This is a genomic window from Shimia sp., assembly GCF_965227725.1.
Classification (GTDB): domain Bacteria; phylum Pseudomonadota; class Alphaproteobacteria; order Rhodobacterales; family Rhodobacteraceae; genus Shimia.
In genome coordinates this window covers 232,166-256,486 of sequence record NZ_CBDDGH010000006.1, presented here as the reverse complement: position 1 = coordinate 256,486, position 24,321 = coordinate 232,166, and the positions used below count along the sequence as shown (strand labels likewise).

At 54.4% G+C, this 24,321-nt stretch carries 20 protein-coding genes; 3 read left to right on the top strand and 17 right to left on the bottom strand.

Annotation, left to right across the window (positions count from 1 at the left end; translation table 11 throughout):
* Window positions 1-25 precede the first annotated feature (25 nt).
* Window positions 26-1,504, bottom strand: coding sequence for a Y-family DNA polymerase (locus ACO07T_RS19135; RefSeq protein ID WP_422050708.1), 1,479 nt, complete (start codon window positions 1,502-1,504; stop codon window positions 26-28).
* Between the two features lie 227 nt (window positions 1,505-1,731).
* Here ACO07T_RS19135 and ACO07T_RS19130 point away from each other — a divergent pair, with 227 nt between their 5' ends.
* Entirely contained in the window at window positions 1,732-2,850 is a 1,119-nt protein-coding gene (locus ACO07T_RS19130) for an aminotransferase (protein ID WP_422051052.1), read from the top strand.
* Between the two features lie 125 nt (window positions 2,851-2,975).
* Here the strand turns inward: ACO07T_RS19130 and ACO07T_RS19125 are convergent, their stop codons facing one another.
* A complete protein-coding gene (locus ACO07T_RS19125; protein WP_422050707.1) occupies window positions 2,976-5,060 on the bottom strand; it encodes a Hint domain-containing protein in 2,085 nt (694 codons plus the stop codon).
* 383 nt (window positions 5,061-5,443) lie between these two features.
* Here ACO07T_RS19125 and ACO07T_RS19120 point away from each other — a divergent pair, with 383 nt between their 5' ends.
* Complete coding sequence (locus ACO07T_RS19120; protein ID WP_422050706.1) at window positions 5,444-6,844, top strand: DUF4856 domain-containing protein; 1,401 nt, start codon at window positions 5,444-5,446, stop codon at window positions 6,842-6,844.
* Window positions 6,845-6,888: 44 nt separating this feature from the next.
* Window positions 6,889-7,854: a sterol desaturase family protein gene (locus tag ACO07T_RS19115; protein ID WP_422050705.1), complete on the top strand. Its 966-nt coding sequence runs from the start codon at window positions 6,889-6,891 to the stop codon at window positions 7,852-7,854.
* A gap of 51 nt (window positions 7,855-7,905) precedes the next feature.
* Here the strand turns inward: ACO07T_RS19115 and ACO07T_RS19110 are convergent, their stop codons facing one another.
* The 15 genes from ACO07T_RS19110 to ychF form a co-directional block, all read right to left on the bottom strand.
* Complete coding sequence (locus ACO07T_RS19110) at window positions 7,906-9,393, bottom strand: mannitol dehydrogenase family protein (protein ID WP_422050704.1); 1,488 nt, start codon at window positions 9,391-9,393, stop codon at window positions 7,906-7,908.
* Window positions 9,393-10,166, bottom strand: coding sequence for an L-iditol 2-dehydrogenase (locus ACO07T_RS19105; RefSeq protein WP_422050703.1), 774 nt, complete (start codon window positions 10,164-10,166; stop codon window positions 9,393-9,395). The genes ACO07T_RS19110 and ACO07T_RS19105 overlap by 1 nt, the downstream gene beginning before the upstream one ends.
* On the bottom strand, window positions 10,163-11,167 hold the full coding sequence (locus ACO07T_RS19100; RefSeq protein WP_422050702.1) for an ABC transporter ATP-binding protein: 1,005 nt from the start codon (window positions 11,165-11,167) through the stop codon (window positions 10,163-10,165). The genes ACO07T_RS19105 and ACO07T_RS19100 overlap by 4 nt, the downstream gene beginning before the upstream one ends.
* Window positions 11,168-11,179: 12 nt before the next feature.
* A complete protein-coding gene (locus ACO07T_RS19095) occupies window positions 11,180-12,010 on the bottom strand; it encodes a carbohydrate ABC transporter permease (protein ID WP_422050701.1) in 831 nt (276 codons plus the stop codon).
* A gap of 10 nt (window positions 12,011-12,020) precedes the next feature.
* Window positions 12,021-12,899: a carbohydrate ABC transporter permease gene (locus ACO07T_RS19090; protein ID WP_422050700.1), complete on the bottom strand. Its 879-nt coding sequence runs from the start codon at window positions 12,897-12,899 to the stop codon at window positions 12,021-12,023.
* Window positions 12,900-13,008: 109 nt separating this feature from the next.
* Window positions 13,009-14,325 (bottom strand): ABC transporter substrate-binding protein, encoded by a 1,317-nt coding sequence (locus ACO07T_RS19085; protein WP_422050699.1) that lies wholly within the window; start codon window positions 14,323-14,325, stop codon window positions 13,009-13,011.
* Window positions 14,326-14,416: 91 nt separating this feature from the next.
* A complete protein-coding gene (locus tag ACO07T_RS19080) occupies window positions 14,417-15,442 on the bottom strand; it encodes a LacI family DNA-binding transcriptional regulator (RefSeq protein WP_422050698.1) in 1,026 nt (341 codons plus the stop codon).
* A gap of 150 nt (window positions 15,443-15,592) precedes the next feature.
* Window positions 15,593-16,366, bottom strand: coding sequence for a Gfo/Idh/MocA family protein (locus ACO07T_RS19075; RefSeq protein ID WP_422050697.1), 774 nt, complete (start codon window positions 16,364-16,366; stop codon window positions 15,593-15,595).
* Window positions 16,326-16,583, bottom strand: a complete 258-nt coding sequence (locus ACO07T_RS19070; protein ID WP_422050696.1) for a Gfo/Idh/MocA family oxidoreductase — start codon at window positions 16,581-16,583, stop codon at window positions 16,326-16,328. The genes ACO07T_RS19075 and ACO07T_RS19070 overlap by 41 nt, the downstream gene beginning before the upstream one ends.
* 216 nt (window positions 16,584-16,799) lie before the next feature.
* Window positions 16,800-17,495 (bottom strand): urea ABC transporter ATP-binding subunit UrtE, encoded by a 696-nt coding sequence (gene urtE, locus ACO07T_RS19065; protein ID WP_422050695.1) that lies wholly within the window; start codon window positions 17,493-17,495, stop codon window positions 16,800-16,802.
* Between the two features lies 1 nt (window position 17,496).
* Window positions 17,497-18,237 (bottom strand): urea ABC transporter ATP-binding protein UrtD, encoded by a 741-nt coding sequence (urtD, locus tag ACO07T_RS19060; RefSeq protein WP_422050694.1) that lies wholly within the window; start codon window positions 18,235-18,237, stop codon window positions 17,497-17,499.
* A complete protein-coding gene (gene urtC / locus ACO07T_RS19055) occupies window positions 18,234-19,415 on the bottom strand; it encodes an urea ABC transporter permease subunit UrtC (protein WP_422050693.1) in 1,182 nt (393 codons plus the stop codon). The genes urtD and urtC overlap by 4 nt, the downstream gene beginning before the upstream one ends.
* 3 nt (window positions 19,416-19,418) lie before the next feature.
* On the bottom strand, window positions 19,419-21,386 hold the full coding sequence (gene urtB, locus ACO07T_RS19050) for an urea ABC transporter permease subunit UrtB (RefSeq protein ID WP_422050692.1): 1,968 nt from the start codon (window positions 21,384-21,386) through the stop codon (window positions 19,419-19,421).
* 64 nt (window positions 21,387-21,450) lie between these two features.
* Window positions 21,451-22,731: an urea ABC transporter substrate-binding protein gene (urtA, locus tag ACO07T_RS19045; protein WP_209065597.1), complete on the bottom strand. Its 1,281-nt coding sequence runs from the start codon at window positions 22,729-22,731 to the stop codon at window positions 21,451-21,453.
* A gap of 471 nt (window positions 22,732-23,202) precedes the next feature.
* The gene (gene ychF / locus ACO07T_RS19040; protein WP_422050691.1) at window positions 23,203-24,300 is read right to left on the bottom strand and encodes a redox-regulated ATPase YchF; all 1,098 of its coding nucleotides are present in this window, start codon (window positions 24,298-24,300) and stop codon (window positions 23,203-23,205) included.
* Between the last annotated feature and the right edge of the window lie 21 nt (window positions 24,301-24,321).

Genomic DNA, 24,321 nt, shown 5'->3' with positions numbered 1-24,321 from the left:
AGTGCCGTGCTGTGCTGGATATCGTTCATGCGAATTCCCCTTGCACAAACCAGCCTGGGTTCTGTGGCGTATGAAACAACCAAAGCCGCCGTCCCTGTGCGGTATATACCCGCCAGTAATCGCGCAGTCCGGAGTGCCAATTTTCATCCTGCATCCACCATTCCGGAGCGATGCGCTCCGGCCCGGTCATACGCTCTGTTGTGAGCGGCATGCGACGCCAGTTAAACCGGGTAGGGGGGCGGTGACCGCTTCCTCCAATCGGCTCTGGTGGGAAGAGACAGATGGGACGCAATTGCATATGCCCCCAGCTCTTTGCCGGATCTGAATAGGCTGCTGAGGCGATCAAAAAACTGCGTTCGGGGATGTGACTGTCCGCCGGCAGGACGCGCTGTATGTGATCCAGCCCGATCCTTGTGCCAAGTCGCGAGATCAAGTCATCCAACTCATTCTTTCCGCCAATGGCGACATGGCTGATTTGCTGCACGGGCAGTGCCTCAACCTGTGTGGCAGCCAGCCGCAACATATCAATCCCAAATCCCGCATCGATCTCCATCAAGCCACGTTCAAACAGAGGCAAAATGCGTTGCGGATCTCGCAGGGCGCGCGCCAATTGTAGCTCAACCTGCTGATGGTCTTGATCTACACGGCGCAGCGTAAGGCAAAGCCTGCGTGCGCCTGTTTCTTGCGCCTTAAGCTTTGCACAGAGCTGAGCCAGCAAACGCTCTGTTCCCGCCATGACATCTGACAAAAGGCCAATAGGCTCTGGCAAGGTCATGCGTATGCTGTAATGCGGGGGATCGCTGCGCGGCGTAATCTCTTCGGCCTGCGCCCCCAGCGCTTGATCAAGCCGCAGCAGCAAGCCCGGACCAAAACGGCGTGTGAGGGGGGCGCGGGCCGCCTGGGCCAGCGCCCCAATGCTGCGCAGTCCCAATCGCTGCAGCGTGACGGAGGTCTGCTCATCTATACGGAGGGCCGCAACAGGCAGGTTTCTGAGCGCTGGCAACATCTCTCCAGGCGTGGCCACCCCCTCATCGTAATGCGCCAAAGCCCAAGCTGCGCCACGGGTATCTGCGAGACCTATGCAAACAGACAGTCCGGAACGCATCAGGCGCGCACGTATGTCCGCCAGCAGGGCCTCTTCGCCGCCAAAAAGATGTGCTGACCCTGTGATGTCCATCACCAAGCCATCGCGACCTTCCAAGCCGACCCATGGGCAATAGCGTGTGGCCCAACGGCACAGCAGATGCAGAAACCTCTGATCCTGTTCGGGATCCGCCACATGGCTTTGTAGATCCGGGCAGAATGCCCGCGCATCGGCATAGGCCATACCCTGATGCAATCCATGATCTGACGCGGCTGCATTTAGACAATAAATCCGGTTGGAGTTCTGCTGATTCAACGTCAGCGCAAAAGGGTCGTCGACCGGGCGCCGTCGCAGAACCCGGTCACTTGCCAACCTGGGGAACCATAATGAAACAATGCGACGCTGTATCCCATCGAACATGCCAGACACCAAATGTTCTCTATTTGTTCTAAATAGCCGTTCTCTTATATGGAGTCGAGTCATGGCGCGTGGCTAACAGAAGCAACTGGTGCCGAAGGCGAATGGCGGGTGAGGGGACATACGCCCACCATTATTCGCTGCACGAATGTAAACAAACCACTTGGATGCCGCCCGTTCTAGGCTGTATGCGTGTGGGACAGGCCCACGAAACACAGAGAGATCATCCCATGTACATTGAACCATTTGGCGTAGAGCAATGGATGAACGAGTGGGAAACAAAATGCGCTCTGAACCTCGCTGAAACCTGCGTGGAAAGCTTGACAATCGAAGAGCTCTTGCAAATTTCAGGCAAAAACGACACCGATTTGTCCGATCTACTGTCAATGAAGATGACATATGGCGACATCGAAGGGTCTCCACGCCTGAGACAAGCCATAGCGCACACCTACGCACAGCAAACGCCCGCCAACATCATCACGACCCACGGCACCATTGGTGCGAACATGCTCGTGCATAAAGCTCTGGTATCGCAAGGCGATAGGGTGGTGGCCGTCGTGCCAACTTATCAGCAGCATTACTCGATACCCGCCAGCATTGGCGCTGATGTGCAGGCTGTGCAACTCAGAGAAGAAGATGGCTGGCTGCCCAATCTGGATCTTTTGCGTGCAGCAGTGACACCGGGTACAAAACTGATTGCGCTAAACAATCCGAACAACCCAACAGGCGCACTGATTGATCGCGACATGCTCCTGCAGATCGTGGAGATCGCGCGCGCCGCGGATGCCTGGATACTTTGCGACGAAGTCTATCGCGGGACAGATCAATCCGGGGATGGCATAACCGCATCCATCGCCGACCTCTATGAAAAGGGCATCAGCACAGCGAGCATGTCGAAGGCTTATTCTCTAGCAGGGTTAAGATTGGGCTGGGTCGCAGGACCTGAGGCTTTGATCCACGAAATCGCCATCCACCGGGACTACGACACCATCTCTGTCGGTATGCTGGACGACCATTTCGCCACCATCGCGCTGGAAAACAGGCACGCGGTGCTGGAACGCAGCCATGCGATCACGCGAGAGAACATTGCGATCGTTGAGCGCTGGATCGCGAAGGAGCCGCGTATGAGCTGGGTAAAGCCACAATCCGGCACCACAGCGCTTCTGAAGTACGACCTACCAATGACATCGCGCGCGTTCTGCGTTGCTTTACTGGAAGATTGTGGCGTTATGCTGACACCGGGATCCGCCTTGAATATGGAAGGCTACGTTCGACTTGGCTTCGCCAACAACACGAATGTGCTTCGTGAAGGATTGGAAAAGCTTTCCAACTTCCTTGCGCGTCAGTGAGGCCAAGGCGAAGACAGGTTATCTGCGAGCCTGAGTAAGTTCTGAGGGATTTCAGGCATAATCAATGTTATGTCATTATAATGACTTATCGCATACATCAAAGCCGTATCCAAACTCAACCGAGATCAAGCCGCATTCGTCACGCAGCGCGTGGTGTTCTTTGCAACTTTCTGCCGCCGTTTGAGGTGGCGCATAACGTCTTTCTTGGACACCAATTTTCGCGCCCGCGCGCCATACGCACACTCCACCGGCTGACGGCGGATCGCTGGAATAGCGTCCTCCAAAGACCGAAGACTCTCAGGTGAAAGCATCGCGCGGGCGATTGGCCCCGGATAAAAACTCTCGCTCGCTGCGCCATTGCCATAAACGACCTCATGATGCTCAAAGAGCATGTGGAAATACGTCTCCTGACGCCGTCCATTCGCCACCCGCACAGGCCCTGGCGCTTGCGCCAAATGCTTTGCCCGCACAAATGCCTCGCCCGGATTACCGGCAATATCTGGCATCAGAATGCAGTGCTGCGGGGAGACAAAAAGCGGGCTGTGATTGTCGAGATACCCTTCAGGCAAACGTACGGAACGCCATTCCGGATTGGCCTCCAAAGCCTGCCGATCCAGATGGGTATATGTGATCCACTTGATCGGTTGCGGACCGCGATCGCGGGTCATCACGAGATCTCCCGCGCGCAGGCTTTCAATTGGCACTTCACCGTTTGGGGTCATGATTAACGTGCCTTTGGTGAAACAAGGAATACCGATTGAGTTCAACTTGATCCCATTGTCCAGCTGATCCGGCGTAACGCCGCGCAGCAAGACGGTTTCACCATTGGGAAACGTCAGCAGTGCGTTGCCATTACCGTCATCCCCAACCACCACATCGGTGGTTTTAATCGGATCGGAGTTCGCGTTGGTCAGCAGCGAGACGTCGAGCTGGTCGTTGGTGAAGCCATCGCCATCGTCATCACTCATGTCAAAGTCGGTGACAACGTCGTGCTCGCCAAGATCTGTGAGGGCAAAGGTATCATCCCCTGCTCCTCCGCTCAGGGTGTCATTGCCCTTCCCGCCAACCAGCGTGTCTTTGCCATCGCCGCCAGACAGGACGTCATCGCCCTCCCCTGAAACGCCACCACCGTGCAACAAGTTGTCATTGCTGTCGCCAGTGATGTTGTCACCGCCAAAGGTGCCGTAGACGTTCTCGATGCTGACAATCGTACCGTAATCGCCCGTCCCAAGAGTGTAGGTGCCTTGGTCAAGATCTACGGTGGCAAAAGACGCAGGGCCGAAAGAGCGAAACGTCAGCGAGTCAATGTCAGCGCCACCGTCGAGGGCTTCCCCGTGCCCAAAGCTACCATGAATGGTGTCATCACCTGCACCACCAAAAACCGTATCGGTGCCGGCACCGTTCTCATACCCAAATCGGCTACCGCTAAAGGCATCGATAAAATCGTTACCCTCACCGCCGGACAGGTAATCTGCGCCATCCCCACCTATGATGGTGTCGTCACCGGTGCCACCTTCAATTGTGTCGTTGCCTTTGTCCCCATTGATTGTGTCATTGCCACCGTTGCCTTCGATCCGATCATCGCCAGTGGTAATGATATCTCCCCCGCCGTCTTCGGCGCCGTTTTCATCATTGTAGCCAAGGCCCATATTCTCGCCGGTCTGCTCACCATCAACGGTTCCATCCGGCGGAGCATCAAAACGCACATTATCAATGAGGGTGTTTTCAGAGAGGCTACGCGCATCTGCATTGATTCCAAAGAATGCAAGATCGCTCATCACCGCTTCAAACTGTGCTGGCGTGACGTTGCCGCCCCCCTGGGTCTTGAAGGTTGCGGAGTCCAAATTAAACGAAACATTTTTGACAAGCGTGCCAGTTTCTGGCTGGAACGAAACAGAGGCAAAAAGCTTGGTTCCGTCATTCGCCACCAGCATCACATCAATGCTGCTGATTGGAGCGTCAGCGGTAAAAGGCTGCGCGTCTGCATTGCGGTAGGAGAAATCGACTGTGCCGCCGACGAGGGCGCTGTTGTCGCCTCCGAAATCGGTTGGCGTGGTCAACCAGGGAGACGGGCCCGTTTCGTTGTCACCGTGTTGGGCGCCGCCAAAGAAGGAGTTGAACCGGGCTCCTCCAATGAAAGAGTCGGAATTATTATCATAGACACGCCAGCCTTCATTGCTGCTGTCAAACGTGAATGTCTCTCTTGGCATCAGCCTACTCCAAGACATATGACAAACGTGGCATATGTCTCACTTAAAGTCCTTGAAGCGGCTGAATCACATAGGCAATCCAGCCGAACAGCAGAGCTAATTTCTGACCGTTAATTGGGGCCTAAATTGGACGCAGTCTTGAAAAGTTTGAAAAACAATTAATTGGCGAAATTTTTTCTAAAACGCACCACACCCTCGGCAGCGTGCAAAAAGGATGAAGATTTACTTCATCGCAACGAGACGTCTATGCACCTAGGTAGCGCCTCTTAAATTCGTGAAGATCAACAACAAGACAAGCGCTTGACACACTAAAACTTTTAATTGATTAGTTCGCTCAGGATTTTACCCGACTGACTTTGTCGGGTTTATTGGAGGGAACGCGAATGTTCGAAACGACTTTGAAATTGACCACTGCGCTTGCAGTATGTGCGGCGGCAAGCATTGCAAGTGCCGATACCTATGGCCCGTTTCCGGTGACCGTAAAAGGCTATGAAGGCGACAAGACCAACTCTGTTTCCTATTCCGGCCAAATCGCTCGTCACGCGCTGCACGACAGCCTCAAAAAAGCAGCAGGCAAAGGCAACGGCGGCGCAAATGCAGCTGACGTAGAAGCCATGCTGCTGGCGTATTTCAACGGCTCTGATGCAGACCTTGAAATCATGGCACCCGCGTCCAAAGATGGCTACCCGGTCAAACAAGCAACCGTAAACGCGATCTCCAAAGGCAAGAACATCTCCGGCAAATTTTACGACGGTGCGATGCCTGCGTGGCCCGGCAATGTGAGCGGCAAAGAAGCCATGCTGCACATGATCAAACACGCCGCGCAATCAAACGGTGGCTTTGATGCTGAGAACGGCTATGACTGGGGCCAGGTGATCTCCAAATACACCATGGGCGCCATGATGTATAACCAAGCGGTCGACAACTATCTCGACGAAAAGCTTGATGCCGACAACAAGCCAAACAACAAACCTTACAAAGACGGCGCTTACTACACCGGTAAAGAGCACTCTTGGGATGAAGCCTTTGGCTATTGGGGTGGCCCCGCGCACACTCTGAGCCTGAGCCCAGAGCAGGCCTACAGCATTGCAAAGCAGAAAGACCTGACTGCTGCAGACGCCAATGGCGACGGTGTGGTTGACCTGAAATCCGAGCACGTATTTGGTCCGGCTTACTACGCTGCCGGCGCAGACAAAGGCGGCACCAAGTCCACCAACTACATGCACACCATTATGCAGGCTTTCGTCGACGGTCGTCAGCTGATCGCGGATGCAAATGGCGAAGCGCTCACCGATGATCAACGCGCGCAGCTGAAAGGCTATGCGGAAGTCATCGAGAGCAACTGGGAAAAAGTGCTGGCGGAAGCGACCTTCAAATACGCGGGTTCGGTCTATAAAGACATCGGCAAGATGGGCGAACTGGAAGGCGAAGAGCTGGCCAAAGCCTATCGCAACTATGTCAAGCATTGGGGCGAGCTGAAAGGCTTTTCCATGGCTCTGCAAACCGGCAAAAACAATCTCGGCGCGACTGCGACCGAGCTGAACAAACTGATCGGTTTTGGTCCTGTGACGCTGGACAACACCTATGTGACCGGTATCGATGCGGACGGGAACTTTGTGCGTGAGCGTCGCAAAACCTGGAGCGATTACCAGCTGCAGATGCTGGAGACCCAGAAGCTTCTCGCCGACACCTTTGGCCTGAAGTCCCGCGCCAATGATGCACTTGCCGATCTGGAAACACTGGCAGGCAAGCTGAACTCTGCGGACAGCGCTGAAACTGACTAAACTCATCAGGGCGGCACCTGAGAGGTGCCGCCCGTTCTAACTCAATGGATTGGATACAGACACTTACGCCCTTCTTTGCTGATTTTGCCGACCCGAAAAAACGGATTTTTGTCGGCTATCTTGGGCTGTCTCTGCTGATCGCTTTCCTTTGGCTGCTTTTTATCAAACGCCAATCGTTCCGAGACGCCGTTGCCCGCGTGTTTGATCGAAAGGTGTTCTTCTCGAAATCCGCTTTGGCGGACTACCAGATTTTCTTCATCAACCGCGTCTTTACGCTGTTTGTTTCTCCCCTGCTCATCACGCAGCTGGCCATCGCAACAGCAATATACTTTGCACTGCACCGACAAAGCTTCGTTGTTCCGGGTCTATTTGAAGACGTAAACAAACCGCTCGTGGTTGCTGCGTTCTCCACCACGTTGTTTATGGTCGACGACTTGACCAAATACTGGCTGCACCGCTGGATGCACCGATGGCCGCCGCTTTGGGCCATTCACAAAGTGCACCATTCCGCCGAAACGCTCACCCCAATCACAGTTTATCGCGTGCACCCATTTGAAGGTGTGCTTTATGCATTGCGAAGCGCTTTTGCGCAGGGGCTTGTATTGCCAGTGTTTATCTTCGGTTTCGGCAATACTGTGGATCTCTATACGGTTGTAGGCGTCAACGTGCTGGTGTTCCTGTTCCACGTCACAGGATCAAACTTGCGCCATTCGCATATCAATATCAGCTATTGGCCGTGGCTTGAGCGCCTGTTGATATCCCCCGCACAGCATCAGCTGCACCACTCAACAGCCGAAAGGCATTTTGACAAGAATTTTGGGGCAGCGCTGGCAATCTGGGACTGGCTGTTTGGCTCACTACATCTCTCAGAGAAAGATGAGGATCTCACTTTTGGTCTTCCGGACAAAGAGGCCAGTGCAACCGATCTGATCGATATCTACTTTCGACCATTTTCAGACATCTGGCGCTATCTCAAAAGACGTGGACAACGGTTTCTGAGAGTGCGTTGAAACACCCGGCATTGGACTAGGAAGCTCGGTCTTAAGCTCGGTGAGTAAGGATCAAATATAAGCCTTGAGAGCCGCGAGGCTCCCCGACTGAAAGATCATCGTGTGCCAATGCGTAAACGCCTCAGAAAAAGCGCTATTCTTAGATAGATCGCCGTAAATCTCACTCATGCTAAGCCATGCCGATGGGTCGGCTTTGCTTCTATGCGCCATTTCCGTAAGCCGGTCCCAATTGGGGTCGTTTGGCGCGATCATCTCGCCGTTCTCGCGGGTTCCCAGACACATACGCGCCCAAAGCGCTTCAATTAGAGCAAGGCCTGAGATCGAACCGCCAGCCGCCACAGCATCTCTCACAATCGGAAGCACGAACCCGGGATGGCGCGAGGACCCATCAAAGGCGACCCGTCGTGTTGTGTCTTTTATTTTGGGGTTTGAGAAGCGGGCCTCAATCAGAGAAAGGTAGTCTGAGGGTATCATCCCATCGACCCCCTCAACATGCGGCAGCACCTCTTGTCCCTGTACTTTGTGAAAAAATGTCGAGATTTCTGGGTGCGCCATGCAGTCCGAGATTGTCGGCAGGTTCAGCACTTCCCCAACATTGGCAAGCATCTGGTGCCCGGCATTGAGCACGCGGATTTTCATGCATTCATAGGCATGCACATCCTCGGTGATGGTGACACCAGCCCGCTCCCAAGGTGGGCGGCCCGCGCAAAACTCATCCTGCAGAACCCATTGCCGAAAGTTTTCATGCGTCACAGGAGCGGCGTCATTTATGCCAAGGCTTTGTGTCATAGCCCTCTCGGCGTCACCGGTTGCAGGCACGATGCAATCGACCATTGCATTGGGAAACGTCGCATTTTTGTCGATCCAATCTGCGAGATCCGGATCAGACAGCCTTGCCAACCCAACGACTGTGCTGCGTAAAACATCACCGTTGTTCTGGAGATTGTCACAACTTTGTCCGGTAAAGGGGAGCTCCCCGGCAAAATAGCGGGCGCGATAGGCGGCAACCATGGCTCCGAACGCTGTCTTTGGCTGATCTGGGTGTGCAACATCGTGCATGATATCAGGATGCGCGGTATTCAGAGCACCGTCCTCAGATTGATAATATCCCCCTTCGGTGACGGTGAGCGATACAATACGGATGCGCGCATCACTCATTGCCCTGATGAGCGGTCCGTTGGTTGGGGCCACCTCCACAAAGTCAATCATAGGTCCCACGACCTCGATGGCTGAGCTTTCAGGATCCAGCTCAATCAATGTGGTCAGGCAGTCCTGCGCTAGCAGTTTTTGCCGCATCTCTGCATCATTCGGCCGAACACCTGCCCCGATGATACCCCAATCCATGGCAAGCCCTTGCTGCATCAGGCGGTGCAAATACCAAGACTGATGAGCTCTGTGGAAATTTCCAAGCCCGATATGAACAATCCCGGGCGTAATCTCGCTCCGGTCATAGGTTGGGGTGATGACGCTTGCCGGTAAACGCCCAAGCGCACCGTTGGTCAAATCAATTGCGGGCGTTTTTGAAGCCGGTGTCTTCATCAGCTCATCCAATTCCCGCCATCAACATTGTAAGTCTGAGCGACAACGTAATTTGCCTCTTCGCTGGCCAAGAAAATAGCCATGCCACAAAGATCTTCAGCAGTTCCCATCCGGCCAAATGGCACCGCAGCTCCAACTTCTTTCTTCTTTTGTCCGAGAGGCTTACCTTCGTATTTGGCAAAAAGAGCATCTACGCCGACCCAATGCTCACCATCGACCACACCAGGTGCGATCGCATTCACGTTGATACCGTGTTCTATCAAATTCAGGCCAGCAGATTGCGTAAGCGAAATCACTGCGGCTTTGCTCGCACAGTAGACCCCGACAAGGCTTTCACCACGGCGCCCGGCCTGACTGGCCATATTGATAATACGGCCCTTCACGCCGTTCTCGATCATGTGGCGTGCCACAGCCTGCAGCGTGAACAATGTGCCCGCGACATTGACGTCAAACACACGAGAATAATCTGCTCGGGTAATGTCGCAGACAGGCGCTGCGCTAAAGATAGCGGCATTGTTTATCAGTATGTCAATCTTCCCAAAGGCTTCAGTTGTCTTCGCTACTGCCGCGTCAATGCTCGCCTGATCTGACACATCCATCTCAACGGCGATCGCAGCATTCCCAATGGACTGGGCTGCCGCTTCCGCCAAATTCACGTCGATATCTGCAATGGCCACGCGTGCACCTTCATCAACATATGCTTTGGCAAATGCCAACCCGATGCCCCGCCCCGCCCCGGTAATCAAAGCGTTTTTCCCAGCAAGTCTCATCAAACAATCCGCAGTCCATCGGCACCAAAGCGGTGTATCTCTTCAGCGCGCGGGTTGAGATGAATGGTGTCGCCATGTCTAAGGCTGACATCCCCGATAGCGCGCACCGTCAGTGTTTCCGCCAATCCCGTATTGTGGATGTGGAAAAACGTATCTGAGCCCAGATGCTCTGCGACACCAACGGTGCCTTGCCATTGGCCAGAAGTTTCGACCACATCGATATGCTCGGGGCGGATGCCAATGGTATGAGCGTTGAGTTTTTGCGCTTCACTGCCCGTAAGAAGGTTCATTTTCGGCGAGCCAATGAATCCTGCGACAAAGGTATTTCGCGGGGTTCGGTAAAGCTCAAGCGGAGAGCCGACTTGTTCGATAACGCCTGCCTGAAGCACCACAATCTTGTCAGCCATCGTCATTGCTTCAACCTGATCATGCGTCACATAGATCATGGTAGTTTTCAGACGCTCATGCAGCTCGCTGATTTCCAACCGCATACCCACACGCAGCGCTGCGTCCAGGTTTGAAAGCGGCTCATCAAAGAGGAATGCGGCCGGCTCGCGCACGATGGCTCGGCCAATTGCGACACGCTGGCGCTGACCACCGGAAAGCTGGCCGGGGCGGCGGTCCAAATAATCACTAAGGTTCAGGACCGAAGCAGCCGCTTCCACGCGCTTTTCGATTTCCGCCTTTTCAAGTTTCGCCATCCGCAATGGGAAGGCGATGTTCTTGCGCACTGTCATATGCGGATAAAGCGCGTACGACTGAAAGACCATAGCAAGACCGCGCTTGGCAGGCACCACGCCAGTTGCGTCTTCTCCGTCAATCTCGATATGTCCACTGGTGATATCCTCAAGTCCTGCGATCAGACGCAACAAAGTGGATTTACCGCAGCCAGAGGGGCCGACGAAAACGGTGAATTCTCCATCCTGGATCGTCAGGTCGAGTGGCGGGATCACCTCGGTGCTGCCGAAGCTCTTGGAGACTTGCTTGAGTTGAATTTGTCCCATGTATCAGCTTCCTTATTTAACAGCGCCGAATGTGAGGCCGCGGACGAGTTGTTTCTGGCTGAACCAGCCAAGAATGAGGATGGGGGCGATGGCCATGGTGGACGCCGCGCTTAACTTCGCAAAAAACAGACCTTCGGGGCTGGAATAGCTCGCGATAAATGCCGTGAGCGGAGCTGCATTTGCTGCGGTGAGATTGAGCGTCCAGAAGGCTTCATTCCAAGCTAAGATAAAGTTCAGAAGAAGGGTCGATGCGATGCCAGGCACAGCCATCGGTGTGAGCACATAGAGCAGTTCTTCTTTCAGCGTTGCACCGTCCATACGGGCCGCTTCCAGTATCTCACCGGGGATTTCCTTGAAATATGTGTAGAGCATCCAGACAATGATCGGCAGATTGATCAGCATCAGCACGACCATAAGCCCGCCTCGAGTGTCCAAAAGGTTGAATTCCACAAAGATGAGCGAAATCGGATAAAGGACACCCACCGCTGGCAGCATCTTCGTAGACAGCATCCAGAGGAGGATGTCCTTGGTGCGTCTGGAGGGCACGAACGCCATAGACCAGGCCGCGGGGATCGCGACCAGAATGCCCAGAATGGTAGAGCCGCCAGCGATAAACACTGAATTCCAAAGGAATTTCATGTAGTCAGAACGCTCTTGAACGATGGCATAGTTTTCCAGCGTCCAGTCAAATGCAAAGAAAAGCGGAGGATCGTTGATGGCTTGGGCTTCAGTTTTGAAACTGGTCAAAATTGTCCAATAGATCGGGAAGAAGATGATCAGCGCAACAGTCCAAGCGGCCGCTGTGGTGACGATCTTGCGTTGCGGTGTTGCAGAGCGTGCCATATTGCGTCCCTTAAGCGTCGAGATTTTTGCCAACGATGCGCATCAGGAAGATCGCTACGAGATTGGCAAGTATGATGGCGTAAACACCGCCGGCAGAACCGAGACCGATGTTTTGACTGTCAATGACGCGCTGAAAGATCAGATAGGTCAGCGTGCGGGTCCCAAAGGCGCCGCCAGTGGTGACAAAGATTTCCGCGAAGATAGACAGTAGGAAGATTGTCTGGATGAGGATCACAATCGTGATCGCCCGAGCCAGATGCGGCAGGATGATATGCCAAAATCGCTTCAAGGTCGGTGCGCCATCCATTTCGGCTGCTTCAAGCTGTTCTTGATCCAACGATTGAATCGCGGTGAGTAAAATTAGCGTCGCGAAGGGCAGCCACTGCCACGAAACAATGAGGATGATAGAGCCAAGCGAAACATCTTGCAGCCACGCCACAGGCTCTGCTCCGAAGAACCGCCATAAATGTGCAAAAATGCCATTCACAGGGTCCATCAGCATGTTTTTCCATACCAATGCGGAGACCGTTGGCATGACAAAGAAAGGCGCAATTACTAGAATGCGGACCACGCCCTGCCCCCAGATCGGCTGATCCAGAAGCAACGCAAGCAGTATGCCCAAGGCAACTGTGATAAGCAGGACGCCGCCCACCATCACAAGCGTGGTTTGCACCGCAGGCCAAAATGAACTGGAAGAGAGAAAGCGGCCGTAATTGGCAAAGCCGACCCAATCCAACCCACGTTGGATGCTATCGCCTCTCAAAGGCAGATATTTTGTAAAGGAAAACCACAGCGTCATGATCAAGGGCACAAGCATCCACCCCAAAAGCAGGACAACCGCTGGCGCCATCATCACGCGGGCAGCAGATCTGGAGGCTTTGGTGGACATGGGACGGACCTCTCCTGTTGGCGATAGTTTCGCCTGTGACCTTAGCAAATGTTAGGGAATTGATGAGAGAGATCAGGGGCAGCTGAGAGCTGCCACCTGAATGGGGAGCTTAGCGGTAACCCGCAGCTTCCATCGCATCATTCGTGAGTGCCTGTGCTTTTTCAAGCGCGACGGCAATGCTCTGCTGACCAGCATAAGCCGCAGAGAACTCTTGGCTCACTTCAGTCGCGATACCCGCAAACTCCGGGATTGCGGCAAATTGAATGCCAACGTATGGACTGGGATCTACCGTGGAGTCGTTCGGATCGGCAGACAGAATGGAATCCAGCGTCATCTTGGCAAAGGGTACCGACTGGTAATTCGGGTTTTCATATAGGGATGTACGTGCGCCCGGCGGCACGTTCGCCCAGCCTTCGTTGGCCGCAACCAATTCAATGTAGCTCTTTGAGGTTGCCCATTCGATGAATTGTTTGGCTTCTGCTTGTTGTTGTGTACCAGCCGGAATGGCGAGGGCCCAAGCCCAGAGCCAGTTGGACCGTTTACCGAGGCCCGTATCCGGTGCGAGCGCAAAACCCACACTGTCCGCAACGGTCGAGTCTTTTGGGTTCGTCACAAAGCTTGCTGCGACCGTGGCATCGATCCACATGCCGCATTTGCCTTGTTGGAACAACGACAGGTTTTCGTTAAAACCGTTGGTTGCGTAGCCTGTTGGGCCCGCCGCATCCATCATGGTTTTGTAGAAATTTAGCGTGTTGGCCCAGGCCTCAGTGTCGAACTGGGCATTCCAGTCTTCGTCAAACCAACGGGCACCAAAGGAATTTGACATCGCAGTGATGAACGCTCCGCCTTCGCCCCAGCCCGCTTTACCGCGCAGACAGATCCCGTTGATTTCGTTGTCCCGATCGGTCATTGCAGCCGCGGCTTCAGCGATAAACTCCCAAGTTGGCGCTTCAGGCATGTCCAGCCCGGCTTTTTCCATCAGATCCGTGCGGTACATGATCATGGAGCTTTCGCCATAAAATGGTGCGGCATAGAGCGTACCGTTGTGGGAAAGACCGCCCGCCATCGCAGGCAGGATGTCGTCAACATCATATTCTTCGGAAAGATCATCCAGTGCGACGAGCCAACCGTTCTCGCCCCAAATCGGGGTCTCGTACATGCCGATTGTCATGATGTCGAAAGCCCCACCTTTGGTGGTGATATCCGTTGTTACGCGCTGACGCAGGACGTTTTCCTCGAGCGTCACCCACTCGACGTCGATACCGGTCGCTTTGGTGAATTCGTCTGTATAGCCCTGCATGCGGATCATATCGCCATTGTTAACGGTAGCGATTGTGATCGTTTTGGAGTGGCCGTCTGCGAAAGCGCCGCTTGCTGTGATCAGCGAAAGCGCGGTCGCAGCACAAAGTGTGCTTTTAAAGGACATCCGGTTTCCTCCCTGTTTGGATGTGGAAACAGGCTAGCCCTCAACGCGACGCGGCGTCAATAAATTTTTTACGCGCGTAAATTTTGCACCGTTAAGCTGAATCACGCAATATGAGCTGCCCTTTCAAACGCGTGCTTTTCCAAGGAGATAGTTGACCTTCTATCGCCAGAAATAAAGCATTTGCAGCCGTTTGAGACACTGCATCATAGTTGTGAGAAATTGTGGTGAGCGGCGGGCAGGTATAGCGAGAATGGGGATGACCGTCCTGACCTGCGACCCGAATCGCACAGTCCTGCCCTCTTCCGACACGCACGCCCTGCTCGTAGCATGCAGTCAACAGCCCAATGGCAAGGCGGTCGTTGCTGCAGAGGATAGTGTTTGTCGAGAACCATTTGTTTGTGAGCGCTTCATGGCCTCCGAGCCGTCCAATCTCCTCAAAGCCCCAGCCCTCACCGTCGACAGACACTACTTCGGGCCTATGACCAAAGCTCTCCATAGCCGCGATATAGGCCTGGCGGCGACGGTGCGCATTTGGGTTGGCTGGGGTCTTCATTTCAAAGAAACAGGGCGGCTCACCCGTCCGGCACAAATAATCCGTGATGTGCGTGGTGAATTGCACATTGTCTGATCCGACAAAGGAGAGACCTATTTCCTCGACACTGCTGTCAAAAATGAGCGTTGGAACCTCAGCGCAAAACGCCTCTAACGCCTTAGTGTCGGATGCCCGCCCCAGCGGTGCCAGCAACACCCCTGCAGGTTTCAATGAGCGTAAGGTTTGCAGCACCTCAACTTCAAGCGCCGTATCGCCGTGCGAGCTGAACAATGTCGGGCGGTAGCCAGCCGCAATGCAGCGCTGTTCAAGATTGCGCGCAATTTCGGCAAAATAGGGATCTGAAAGCAATGGCACCACGATCCCGATGTTCTTTGTGAGCTTACGGTTCTGGTTCATCGCATAGATGTTCGGGCGATAATCAAACTGCTCCAGCGCCGCCTCAATCCGGGAGCGCGTACTTGCTCTGACACTGGTTGGGTCATTAAAGAACTTCGAAAGCGTAGGTCGAGAAATCCCGCTCATGCGTGCGAACTCTTCCATGTTTCGAATTTTCTCGCCTGCCATGAATTACACTCCAAATTCTTTGACAGGCAAGATACAAAACTTTCCTGAGGCATCAAATTAATTTGCGCGCGAAAATTTCTAAATTGCCACAATGTGCTATTGTTCGCACTCACCAAAACCGGCGTCACTGGTCGTTAGAGGTTCTCAACGTCACCGCTTTTCCAGAACGAGCGGCGTCACACGTTCTGCGATGACTTCGACAAAATGATCCAATTGATTGACGAGCGGGTCAGAGGTCTCGGTCGGATAGTACGTTGCCGATATGGGTGACCACCAGTCAGCACGCCCCTCATGCCGCCAAAGGCGCAAATCCGGGACAGATAGTGCTCCCTCACTTCCCCCCAAAAGGTAGGTGCTTTGATCAGTCGCGGGATAGATCGGGTATTCTTTCGCTGTCAGTTCCCAGCTCCAAGGGGACACGACACTGTCCGACACACTCAGCGTTCCCAATGCGCCCTGCTCAAACCTTAAAAGTGCGCTTGCCAGATCTTCGTTCTCAAAGCCTCTCATGGAAGGAACTGTTTGAGCCTGAACGCATTCGATTTCACCACCAAGGTAGCGTAGCAAATCTACATCGTGCACCAAGTTGACAGAAATTGGACCCGCCCCTTTTTGTTTTCGCCAAGAGGCTTCTTCGAAATAGTCATCTGGCTTGTAGAACCAACAAGTGGCATGCACAGCGCGCAGCTCCCCGATTTTGCCTTGCGCGATAAGGTTTTTGGCCTGCCGGATGATGGGGTTGAACCGCCGGTGATGGCCGACCAATACCGCGACGCCTGTCCTTTTTGCGTCCGCCACAAGTTTTGCAGCTGCGTCGAGGTCGTCTGAAAGTGGCTTTTCATTCAGTACAGGCACGCCCGCTTTGACACATTCAATTGCTTGTTCAACGTGCAACTTGGTGGGCGTCGATAAAATCGATCCCATCTGGTTTGTCGTCAGACATGAGATCCGCCAAGTTTTGATAATATCGCGCCCCAAATGACGTAACTTCCGCCGCCACGTCTTTACGAGGATCGACCACCGACACAAGAGTTGCCGACCGGCTGAACCCGATCGCCGCAGCATGGCGGCGCCCAACCAAACCGAAACCTGCAATTGCTATTCGGGCCTTTTGCCCGTTTGTTGGCTGAGATTTCGCCAAGGCAGCTCCTAATCAAGGCCAATGCTGCTCCCCATCAGTAGAGCGCTGCCAATGTTAAGAAGCGATATCTGGCAAATCAATGGAATCTGGCTCTTCAAGCCCTGCCAGTATCTGGCAAACATTCCCTAACGACCCAGCGCAGCGACGCCTAGCTCTCGATTTGGCCACCAACACTATCGCTGACAATGCAAGCAACTTTCTGACCTCGAACTTGCCTCAAACGGAAACGCTACTTAGCAATTCTTCGCGGTTCAAATCCTCTTTGGCGCCTGAAAGCATCACCTCCCCGCGCCGCAGAACCACAAAGCGATCTGCCAACCCGTAGGCAAAATCGAAATATTGCTCCACTAGAACAATGGCCATTTCACCTTTGTCACGCAGGAGTTTGATCACTTCGCCGATCTGCTGAATGATGTTGGGCTGAATACCCTCTGTCGGTTCGTCCAGCAGCAGGAGTTTGGGTTTTGTGATCAGTGCGCGTGCAATGGCAAGCTGCTGCTGTTGACCGCCAGATAGATCCCCTCCACGACGTCCCTGCATTTCTTTGAGCACCGGAAAGAGCTCAAACATCTCTTCTGGTACAGCCCTCTCCCCTTTGGGCAGACAGTTAAATCCGGTTTCCATATTCTCCCGCACTGTCAGCAGAGGAAATATCTCACGCCCCTGCGGAACGTATGCAACGCCTTTATGCGCAAGAACCTGCGCCGGTAGAGGTGGGAGGGCTTCACCATCCAGCGAGAGCGCTCCACCAGAACGCAAGTGGGTGCCTGAGATGGCTTTGATCAAACTGGTTTTGCCCACGCCATTGGTGCCCATAACACAGGTCACCTCACCCTTTTGAGCCTCCATGGAAATCCCGTTCAGGATTTGAGAATGGCCGTAATGCAGAGTGATATCTTCAAGTATCAGCATTCTAGCGCTCCAGATAGACGTCGATCACGTTTTGGTCGGAGGTCACATGGTCAAGGCTGCCCTCAGCCAGAACAGCGCCTTCATGCAAAACCGTCACTTTGCAATTGAGCCGGCGGACAAATTCCATGTCATGCTCAACAACCACGACCGCTCGGGTCTTGGCGGCTTCCACCAAGATGTCGGTGGTGTGCTCACGCTCCGCAGGCGTCATCCCTGCAGCCGGCTCATCAACCAGCAACAAGCGTGGTTCTTGCGCGAGCAACATACCGATTTCCAGCCATTGTTTTTGCCCATGACTCAATTCGCCAGAAGTCCGCGTCAGCTGATCACGCAGACCGATTTCCTCTGCAAGTGCATCGACTTTGGCGAGATCAGCGTCGCTCGGTCGATAGGCAAGTACTGAAAACCAGCCCCGGGGCTTTTTAAGCGCCATCAGCAGGTTTTCCTGTACCGTCTGTTCCTCAAAAACCGTGGGTTTCTGGAATTTACGCCCAATGCCTTCCTGTGCGATCCGGGCTTCATTCATGCCCAGAAGGCTGATGGACTTCTCTCCCCAGATCACCCGACCTTCATCCGGTCTGGTTTTGCCGGTCACGATATCCATGAACGTGGTCTTGCCCGCGCCATTGGGGCCAATCACCGCGCGCATTTCAGCCTCACCAATCTGGAACGACAGGTTGTTGATCGCGCGAAAGCCATCAAAGGTAACCGAGACGCCGGAGACTTCAAGAAGTGTGGTCATTGGTTTGCCTCCTTTGCGGCGCGGCGCTCAGTAACGATGTCAAAGAGGCCGCCAATGCCTTTGGGTGCAAATAGCGTCACAAGAACAAAAGAGAGACCCAGCAAAACCAGCCACCAATCGACCCATTTGATGGTGTAAAATCCAAGGTTAATGTCCGGAGCTTGCCCGCCAGTGAACCATGTGGACAGCAGACTCACAAAAGCCGCACCAATGACAGCTCCATAAAGCCGTCCACGTCCGCCGATAGCGACCCAAACCGCAAGATAGATCGAAGCGATCGGTGCGATCTCTGCTGGGTTAATGATACCTGCTTGCGGGTAATACAGCGCGCCCGCGACTGCTGCGATGCAGGCCGTAAGCGTGAAAATCACCAGCTTGTAGGTCTCTACCGAATATCCAAGGAACCGCGCACGGGCTTCGTTGTCACGGATACCGCGAATGACGGATCCAAATTTTCCGTTTACCAGCCAAGCACACAATACGTAGCCTGCGCCCAAGGCAAAAGCCGAGGCCCAGAAGAACCAAAGCGAGACATGATCTTGCGAAGCCGTGACACCCGGCAGGTTTTGCAGGCCAGACAGGCCATTGTTGCCGCGCAACCCGCTGTCGTTCTGGAAGAGATACAGCGCCAGTGCGAGCGTCATGGCTTGTGTCAGGATCGAGAGATAGACGCCGGTGACACGGCTGCGGAAGGCCAGCCAGCCAAAGATCAAAGCCAACACGCCGGGCACCAGCAGAACAAGCATCAACTGGATTGTCAGACTGTCAGCAAAAGCCCAGATCACTGGGAACTCGCTGGAGCCCACGACGCCAAAAATCTGATTACCAATTGCGTCGATCACTTCGCCGTCCGTGGGCGGGATCTCGGTGCTGGTGAGGCTGTCGACCACAATCAGACGGGTTCGCTCATACATCAGCCACATGCCAATCATATACCCGCCGAGGCCAAAGAAAGCGAAATGCCCGAGACTTAGAATACCTGTGTACCCCCAAATCAAATCCATCGCGAGGGCGATGAGGCACAGGCAAAGTGTCTTGCCCAGCGTCTTGATGAAGCTGGTGGAGATGCCCCCCACGCCAAAACCCTCAGACATCACAGTCACAAGCAGTGTGAAGAGCGCCAGGATCGACAGGAAAATCAGAACGGATGGGTTTTTGGCAATGAAACTACGCTGCATGGTTTAGTCCCCCGCCGCGCGACCTTTGAGGGCGATGATGCCCCGTGGCCGGAATTGGATGAAGATGATGATGAAGATGATCATGTAAGTCTGCGCGGCGAGCGTGTTGGATGGGTTCATCCACTCGATGCCTTTTTGCAGGAAGCCAATCATGGTTGCACCCGCAAGTGTGCCCCAGATGTTGCCTACACCGCCAACGACAACGGTCATAAAGCTTTGCACGATATAGTCGCTCCCAAGCTCGGAGGTTACTTTGGCAAACAGGCCGATGGCTACACCGGCGATACCAGCGATGCCCGAGCCCAGCCCAAAGGTCAGCATGTTCACGCGATCGGGATTGATGCCCATTGAGGCCGCCATACGCGGATTTTGGGTCACCGCACGGGTCTCAAGCCCCAAGCGTGTACGTTTCATGATGTACAGAAAGGCCGCGAAAAAGATCAGGGCGAGGATAAAAATCGCAATCCGAATATAAGAGATCGACACCACATCGTTCATGATCCAAGCACCGTCCAGCCAGCCCGGTGCCGTAAGTGGACGTGCCTGCGTGCCAAAGATGTTCTTCGCAAGCTGCTGAAGGGAAATGGAAATACCAAATGTGGCCAACAAGGTCTCCAAAGGGCGGGCCTGCAGCCAGCGAATGACCAGCCGCTCCATGGCAACACCTGCGGCAAAGGTCACTGCGAAGGCGGTTGGGATGGCTACGATAATGGAAACCGTATGATCGGGAATGATCTGCTGTACCACGTAACCGGTGTAGGCGCCCATCATAATGAATTCACCATGCGCCATGTTGATCACGCCCATCACACCGAATGTGATGGCGAGGCCAATGGCTGCGAGGAAGTAGATCGATGCGAGTGACACCGCATCCAGCGTCAAATCGAGTGTCTGGTTGAGGCCCACCTTCAGCTCTATGTCTTTTAGCGCTTCCGTGGCGGCATCGGTCACTGCCTTGGACGGTTCCAGATAGACATCAAAGAAAGTGTGCGCGGCAAGTGCTGCCTCAATTGCGGTGTCACCGACAAAGGCGGGCACAGTGCCTGCCTCTGCGAGCGCATTGTAAGCCGCGAGACGATTGGCGTCGGTGTTGAGCTGCGCCACCGGCACACCGCCAACGCGCGCGCCGTCGATATGGGCGGCAAGCTGCGTGCGGATGTCATCCTTGCTGATGCGTGCGGGCGCGAGGTCTTTGGCGACAAGCATGTCATAGGCGGCGAGGTGATCAAACTCCCCCTTCCCCGGTGTCAGGATTGCAGCGAAGTTTGCATCCTCAGGTGCGGCTCCCAAAACCACATCCCGCTTGGTCGCCAGAATTGGATTCAACGTCGCGCGCACATCCACACCCAGATCGCCCGACATATCGGAAATGGCGGCCAAACGCGCGGCCTCGTCTTCATCATAGCCAATGGTCAGCAACCGTTCGAGACGTTGCTTCTGCGCCTTAAGCGCAGCGTTTGTTTCCCCGTCAATCGAAGCGCGCAGCGGCGCAAGCAAACTGGCTTCTGGATCGCGCTCGATCGACAGGAGTGCCGCGCGGCGGGCCTCAATATCGGGATCGCTCAACTGGAACTGCACCAATGCCGTGCCAATCAGCGCGCGAATGCCGCTATTAGGCTTAAGATGTTTGAGGTCCGACTTGGGAAACTCACCGAGCAGCTCGCCGCTGTCAAAATCCGTCAGCGCGTAGGTCTTGCTGTCAATTTTCTCACCAATGAAAAACAGGCCATCGGATTTACGCTGCCACATATTTTTGGCGGCCCAAACCTCAAGTACGGATTGCGCCTGCGGCAAACCAGAGCTGGCCACGGCATCGATTACCGGGCCAATGGTCTTGCGCGAGCTCTTCACAATAAGCGCCTGATGCTCTTGTAGTATGGGTTGGATCAAGGCGTCCTGCGCCTGCCCCAAGCCGGGCGAAATCAGGCAAGCGACCAAGAAGGCAAGACCCGCCAAAAAAAGTTGTCTCATGTGAGGAAGTCCGCGCGAGTGGTTACGGGGGCGCAGGTCGTCGCGCCCCCAAAAAGGTCAAACCTTAGTAGTTGGACAGCGTCTGAACGCAGGTTTTGGTTTCGGTGTTGTACATACCGCAATCCAGCTCCTTCCAATCAGACACCAGAACTGCAGATTCTGGCAGGAAGTCTGTCCATGCATCGCCCGGCACTTCTGCGGTCTGGGAAATGATGTCAAACTGACCGTCTTCCTGAATTTCACCGATCAGAACCGGCTTCGCCAAGTGGTGGTTTGGCAGCATCACGGCGGTACCGCCAGTCAGGTTCGGGAATTCTTGGCCATACATTTCCGCGCGCACAGCATCCACTTCGGTAGAGCCTGCTTCAGTTGCTGCATTCACCCACATATTAAAGCCAATGTAGTGGGCTTCCATTGGGTCGTTGGTCACGCGTTCTTCGCCCATGGTGGCTTTCCAGGTTTCCACGAACTCCGCGTTCACCTCAGAGTCAGCGGACTGGAAGTAGTTCCACGCCGCGAGATGGCCCACGAGGTTGGAGGTGTCCAGACCCGCCAGCTCTTCTTCGCCAACGGAGAAGGCCACAACAGGGATGTCATCGGCAGAAATGCCAGCAGCTGCCAGCTCCTTGTAGAAGCCTATGTTCGCATCGCCATTGATGGTAGAAATCACGCCGACTTTCTTGCCATCCGCACCCAGCGCCACGACGTCTGCCACAATCTTGGACCAGTCAGAGTGACCAAAAGGAGTGTAGTTCACGAAGATGTCGTCGTCCGCGATCCCTTTGTCTTTCAGGTAGGACTCAAGGATGTTGTTCGTGGTGCGTGGATACACATAGTCGGTGCCCAGCAGCGCGAATTTTTCGACGCCCAGCTCTTCGAGGAAGTAATCGGTTGCCGGGATCGCCTGCTGGTTTGGAGCTGCGCCGGTATAGAAGACGTTTTTGGAGCTTTCTTCGCCCTCATATTGGACCGGGTAGAACAGCAGGCCATTCAACTCTTCGATCACTGGGAGCACGGATTTGCGAGACACAGACGTCCAGTTGCCAAAGATCACGTCAACTTCGTGTACGGTCAGCAGTTCGCGGGCTTTTTCCGCAAACAGCGGCCAATCAGACGCAGGGTCCACCACGACCGCTTCCAGCTGTTTGCCCAGCAGACCGCCTTTGGCGTTTTGCTGATCAATCAGCATCAGCATGGTGTCTTTCAGCGTGGTTTCAGAGATCGCCATAGTGCCAGACAGTGAGTGCAGCACGCCAACTTTGATGGTGTCTTCCGCCGCCATCGCTGCACCTGCGAGCGAAGCAAAAACCAGGGATCCGGCGAGCGTGGATTTCAGAAAGGTCATAAATTTCTCCCTGCGGGGATGGCGCAGAAACACTTGCGCTCAAGCGCGCGTTTCCATTACCTGATCCCGCAACTTTTGTTGCATCCGTGTGGCGGCTTTACCGAGGTCCAATTCGTGGGCCGTCACACACCCTCCGCTTTCTTAAGACATCCCGTCCCGCGGTTGGCGACATCACCCTTTGACACGCGCGGCGTGTTGGCAATTTTCACGCGGGTGAGAGACAAAAAATCCAGTGATGCTGATCAATAATTGAACAAATATCCCCAAGAAGCACAAAAAATAATCACACCAAGTGGCGCGCCGCACATCTTATGCGTGTTTTGACAGCATAACTGACGTAAGGGCGCTAATTCTTCATCACTCCCGGTCAATCCCCACTCAAACGTCACGCCGGTCAATGAATCCTCCATCCACAAAAAAGGCCCGCAGAAATCTGCGGGCCAATCTTCGTATTGAATGGGGCGGTCGCAATCAGGTGTTAAACAGGAAGTGCATGACGTCTCCGTCTTTCACTTCATAACCTTTGCCCTCGGCCCGCATTTTGCCGGCCTCTTTGGCGCCGCTTTCACCATCGCAGTTGATATAATCCTCGAACGCGATGGTTTCCGCGCGAATGAATCCCTTTTCAAAATCACCATGGATCACCCCGGCCGCCTGCGGTGCCATGGTGCCTCGGCGAATGGTCCAGGCCCGCGCCTCTTTGGGCCCTACTGTGAAATAGGTTTCCAGCTGCAAGAGTTCGTAGCCAGCACGAATGAGACGGTCCAGACCGGCCTCTTCCAGCCCCATCTCCTCAAGGAACATGGCGGCTTCTTCATCTTCAAGCTGACTGATCTCTTCTTCGATCTGCGCAGAGATGATGACATGGCTGTTGCCTTGCTTGGCAGCCATTTCCGCCACAGCGGCAGAATGCGCATTGCCTTCGGCGGCTTCGCTTTCACCTACGTTGCAGACATAAAGGATCGGTTTAGTTGTCAGCAGCTGCAGCATTTTCCAAGCTTTGGCGTCTTCGTCGTCAACCTCAACCACACGCGCAGGTTGGCTATTTTCCAGCGCCTCCTGTGCCATTTGCAGCAGGCGATCCTGTTGCAGCGCCTCTTTGTCGTTGCCCTTGAGCTTGCGCACCAGGTTGGCGCGGCGCTTCTCAATGCTTTCCAGATCGGCAAGCATCAGCTCGGTCTCAATGGTTTCTGCATCCGCCACTGGATCAACGCGGCCATCCACGTGGGTCACGTCGCCGTCTTCAAAACAGCGCAGCACATGGGCAATCGCGTCGGTTTCGCGGATGTTGGCCAAAAACTGGTTGCCCAAACCTTCGCCTTTGGAGGCGCCTTTCACCAGGCCAGCAATATCCACAAAGGTCATACGCGTTGGTATGATCTGCTTGGATTGCGCAATGGCAGCCAGTTTATCAAGGCGCGCATCCGGCACGCCCACTTCGCCCACATTGGGCTCGATGGTGCAGAACGGAAAGTTCGCTGCCTGCGCCGCTGCTGTTTTTGTCAGCGCGTTAAAGAGCGTGGATTTGCCAACATTCGGCAATCCGACGATGCCCATTTTGAAACCCATATCCGGTCTCCTGATCTCTTG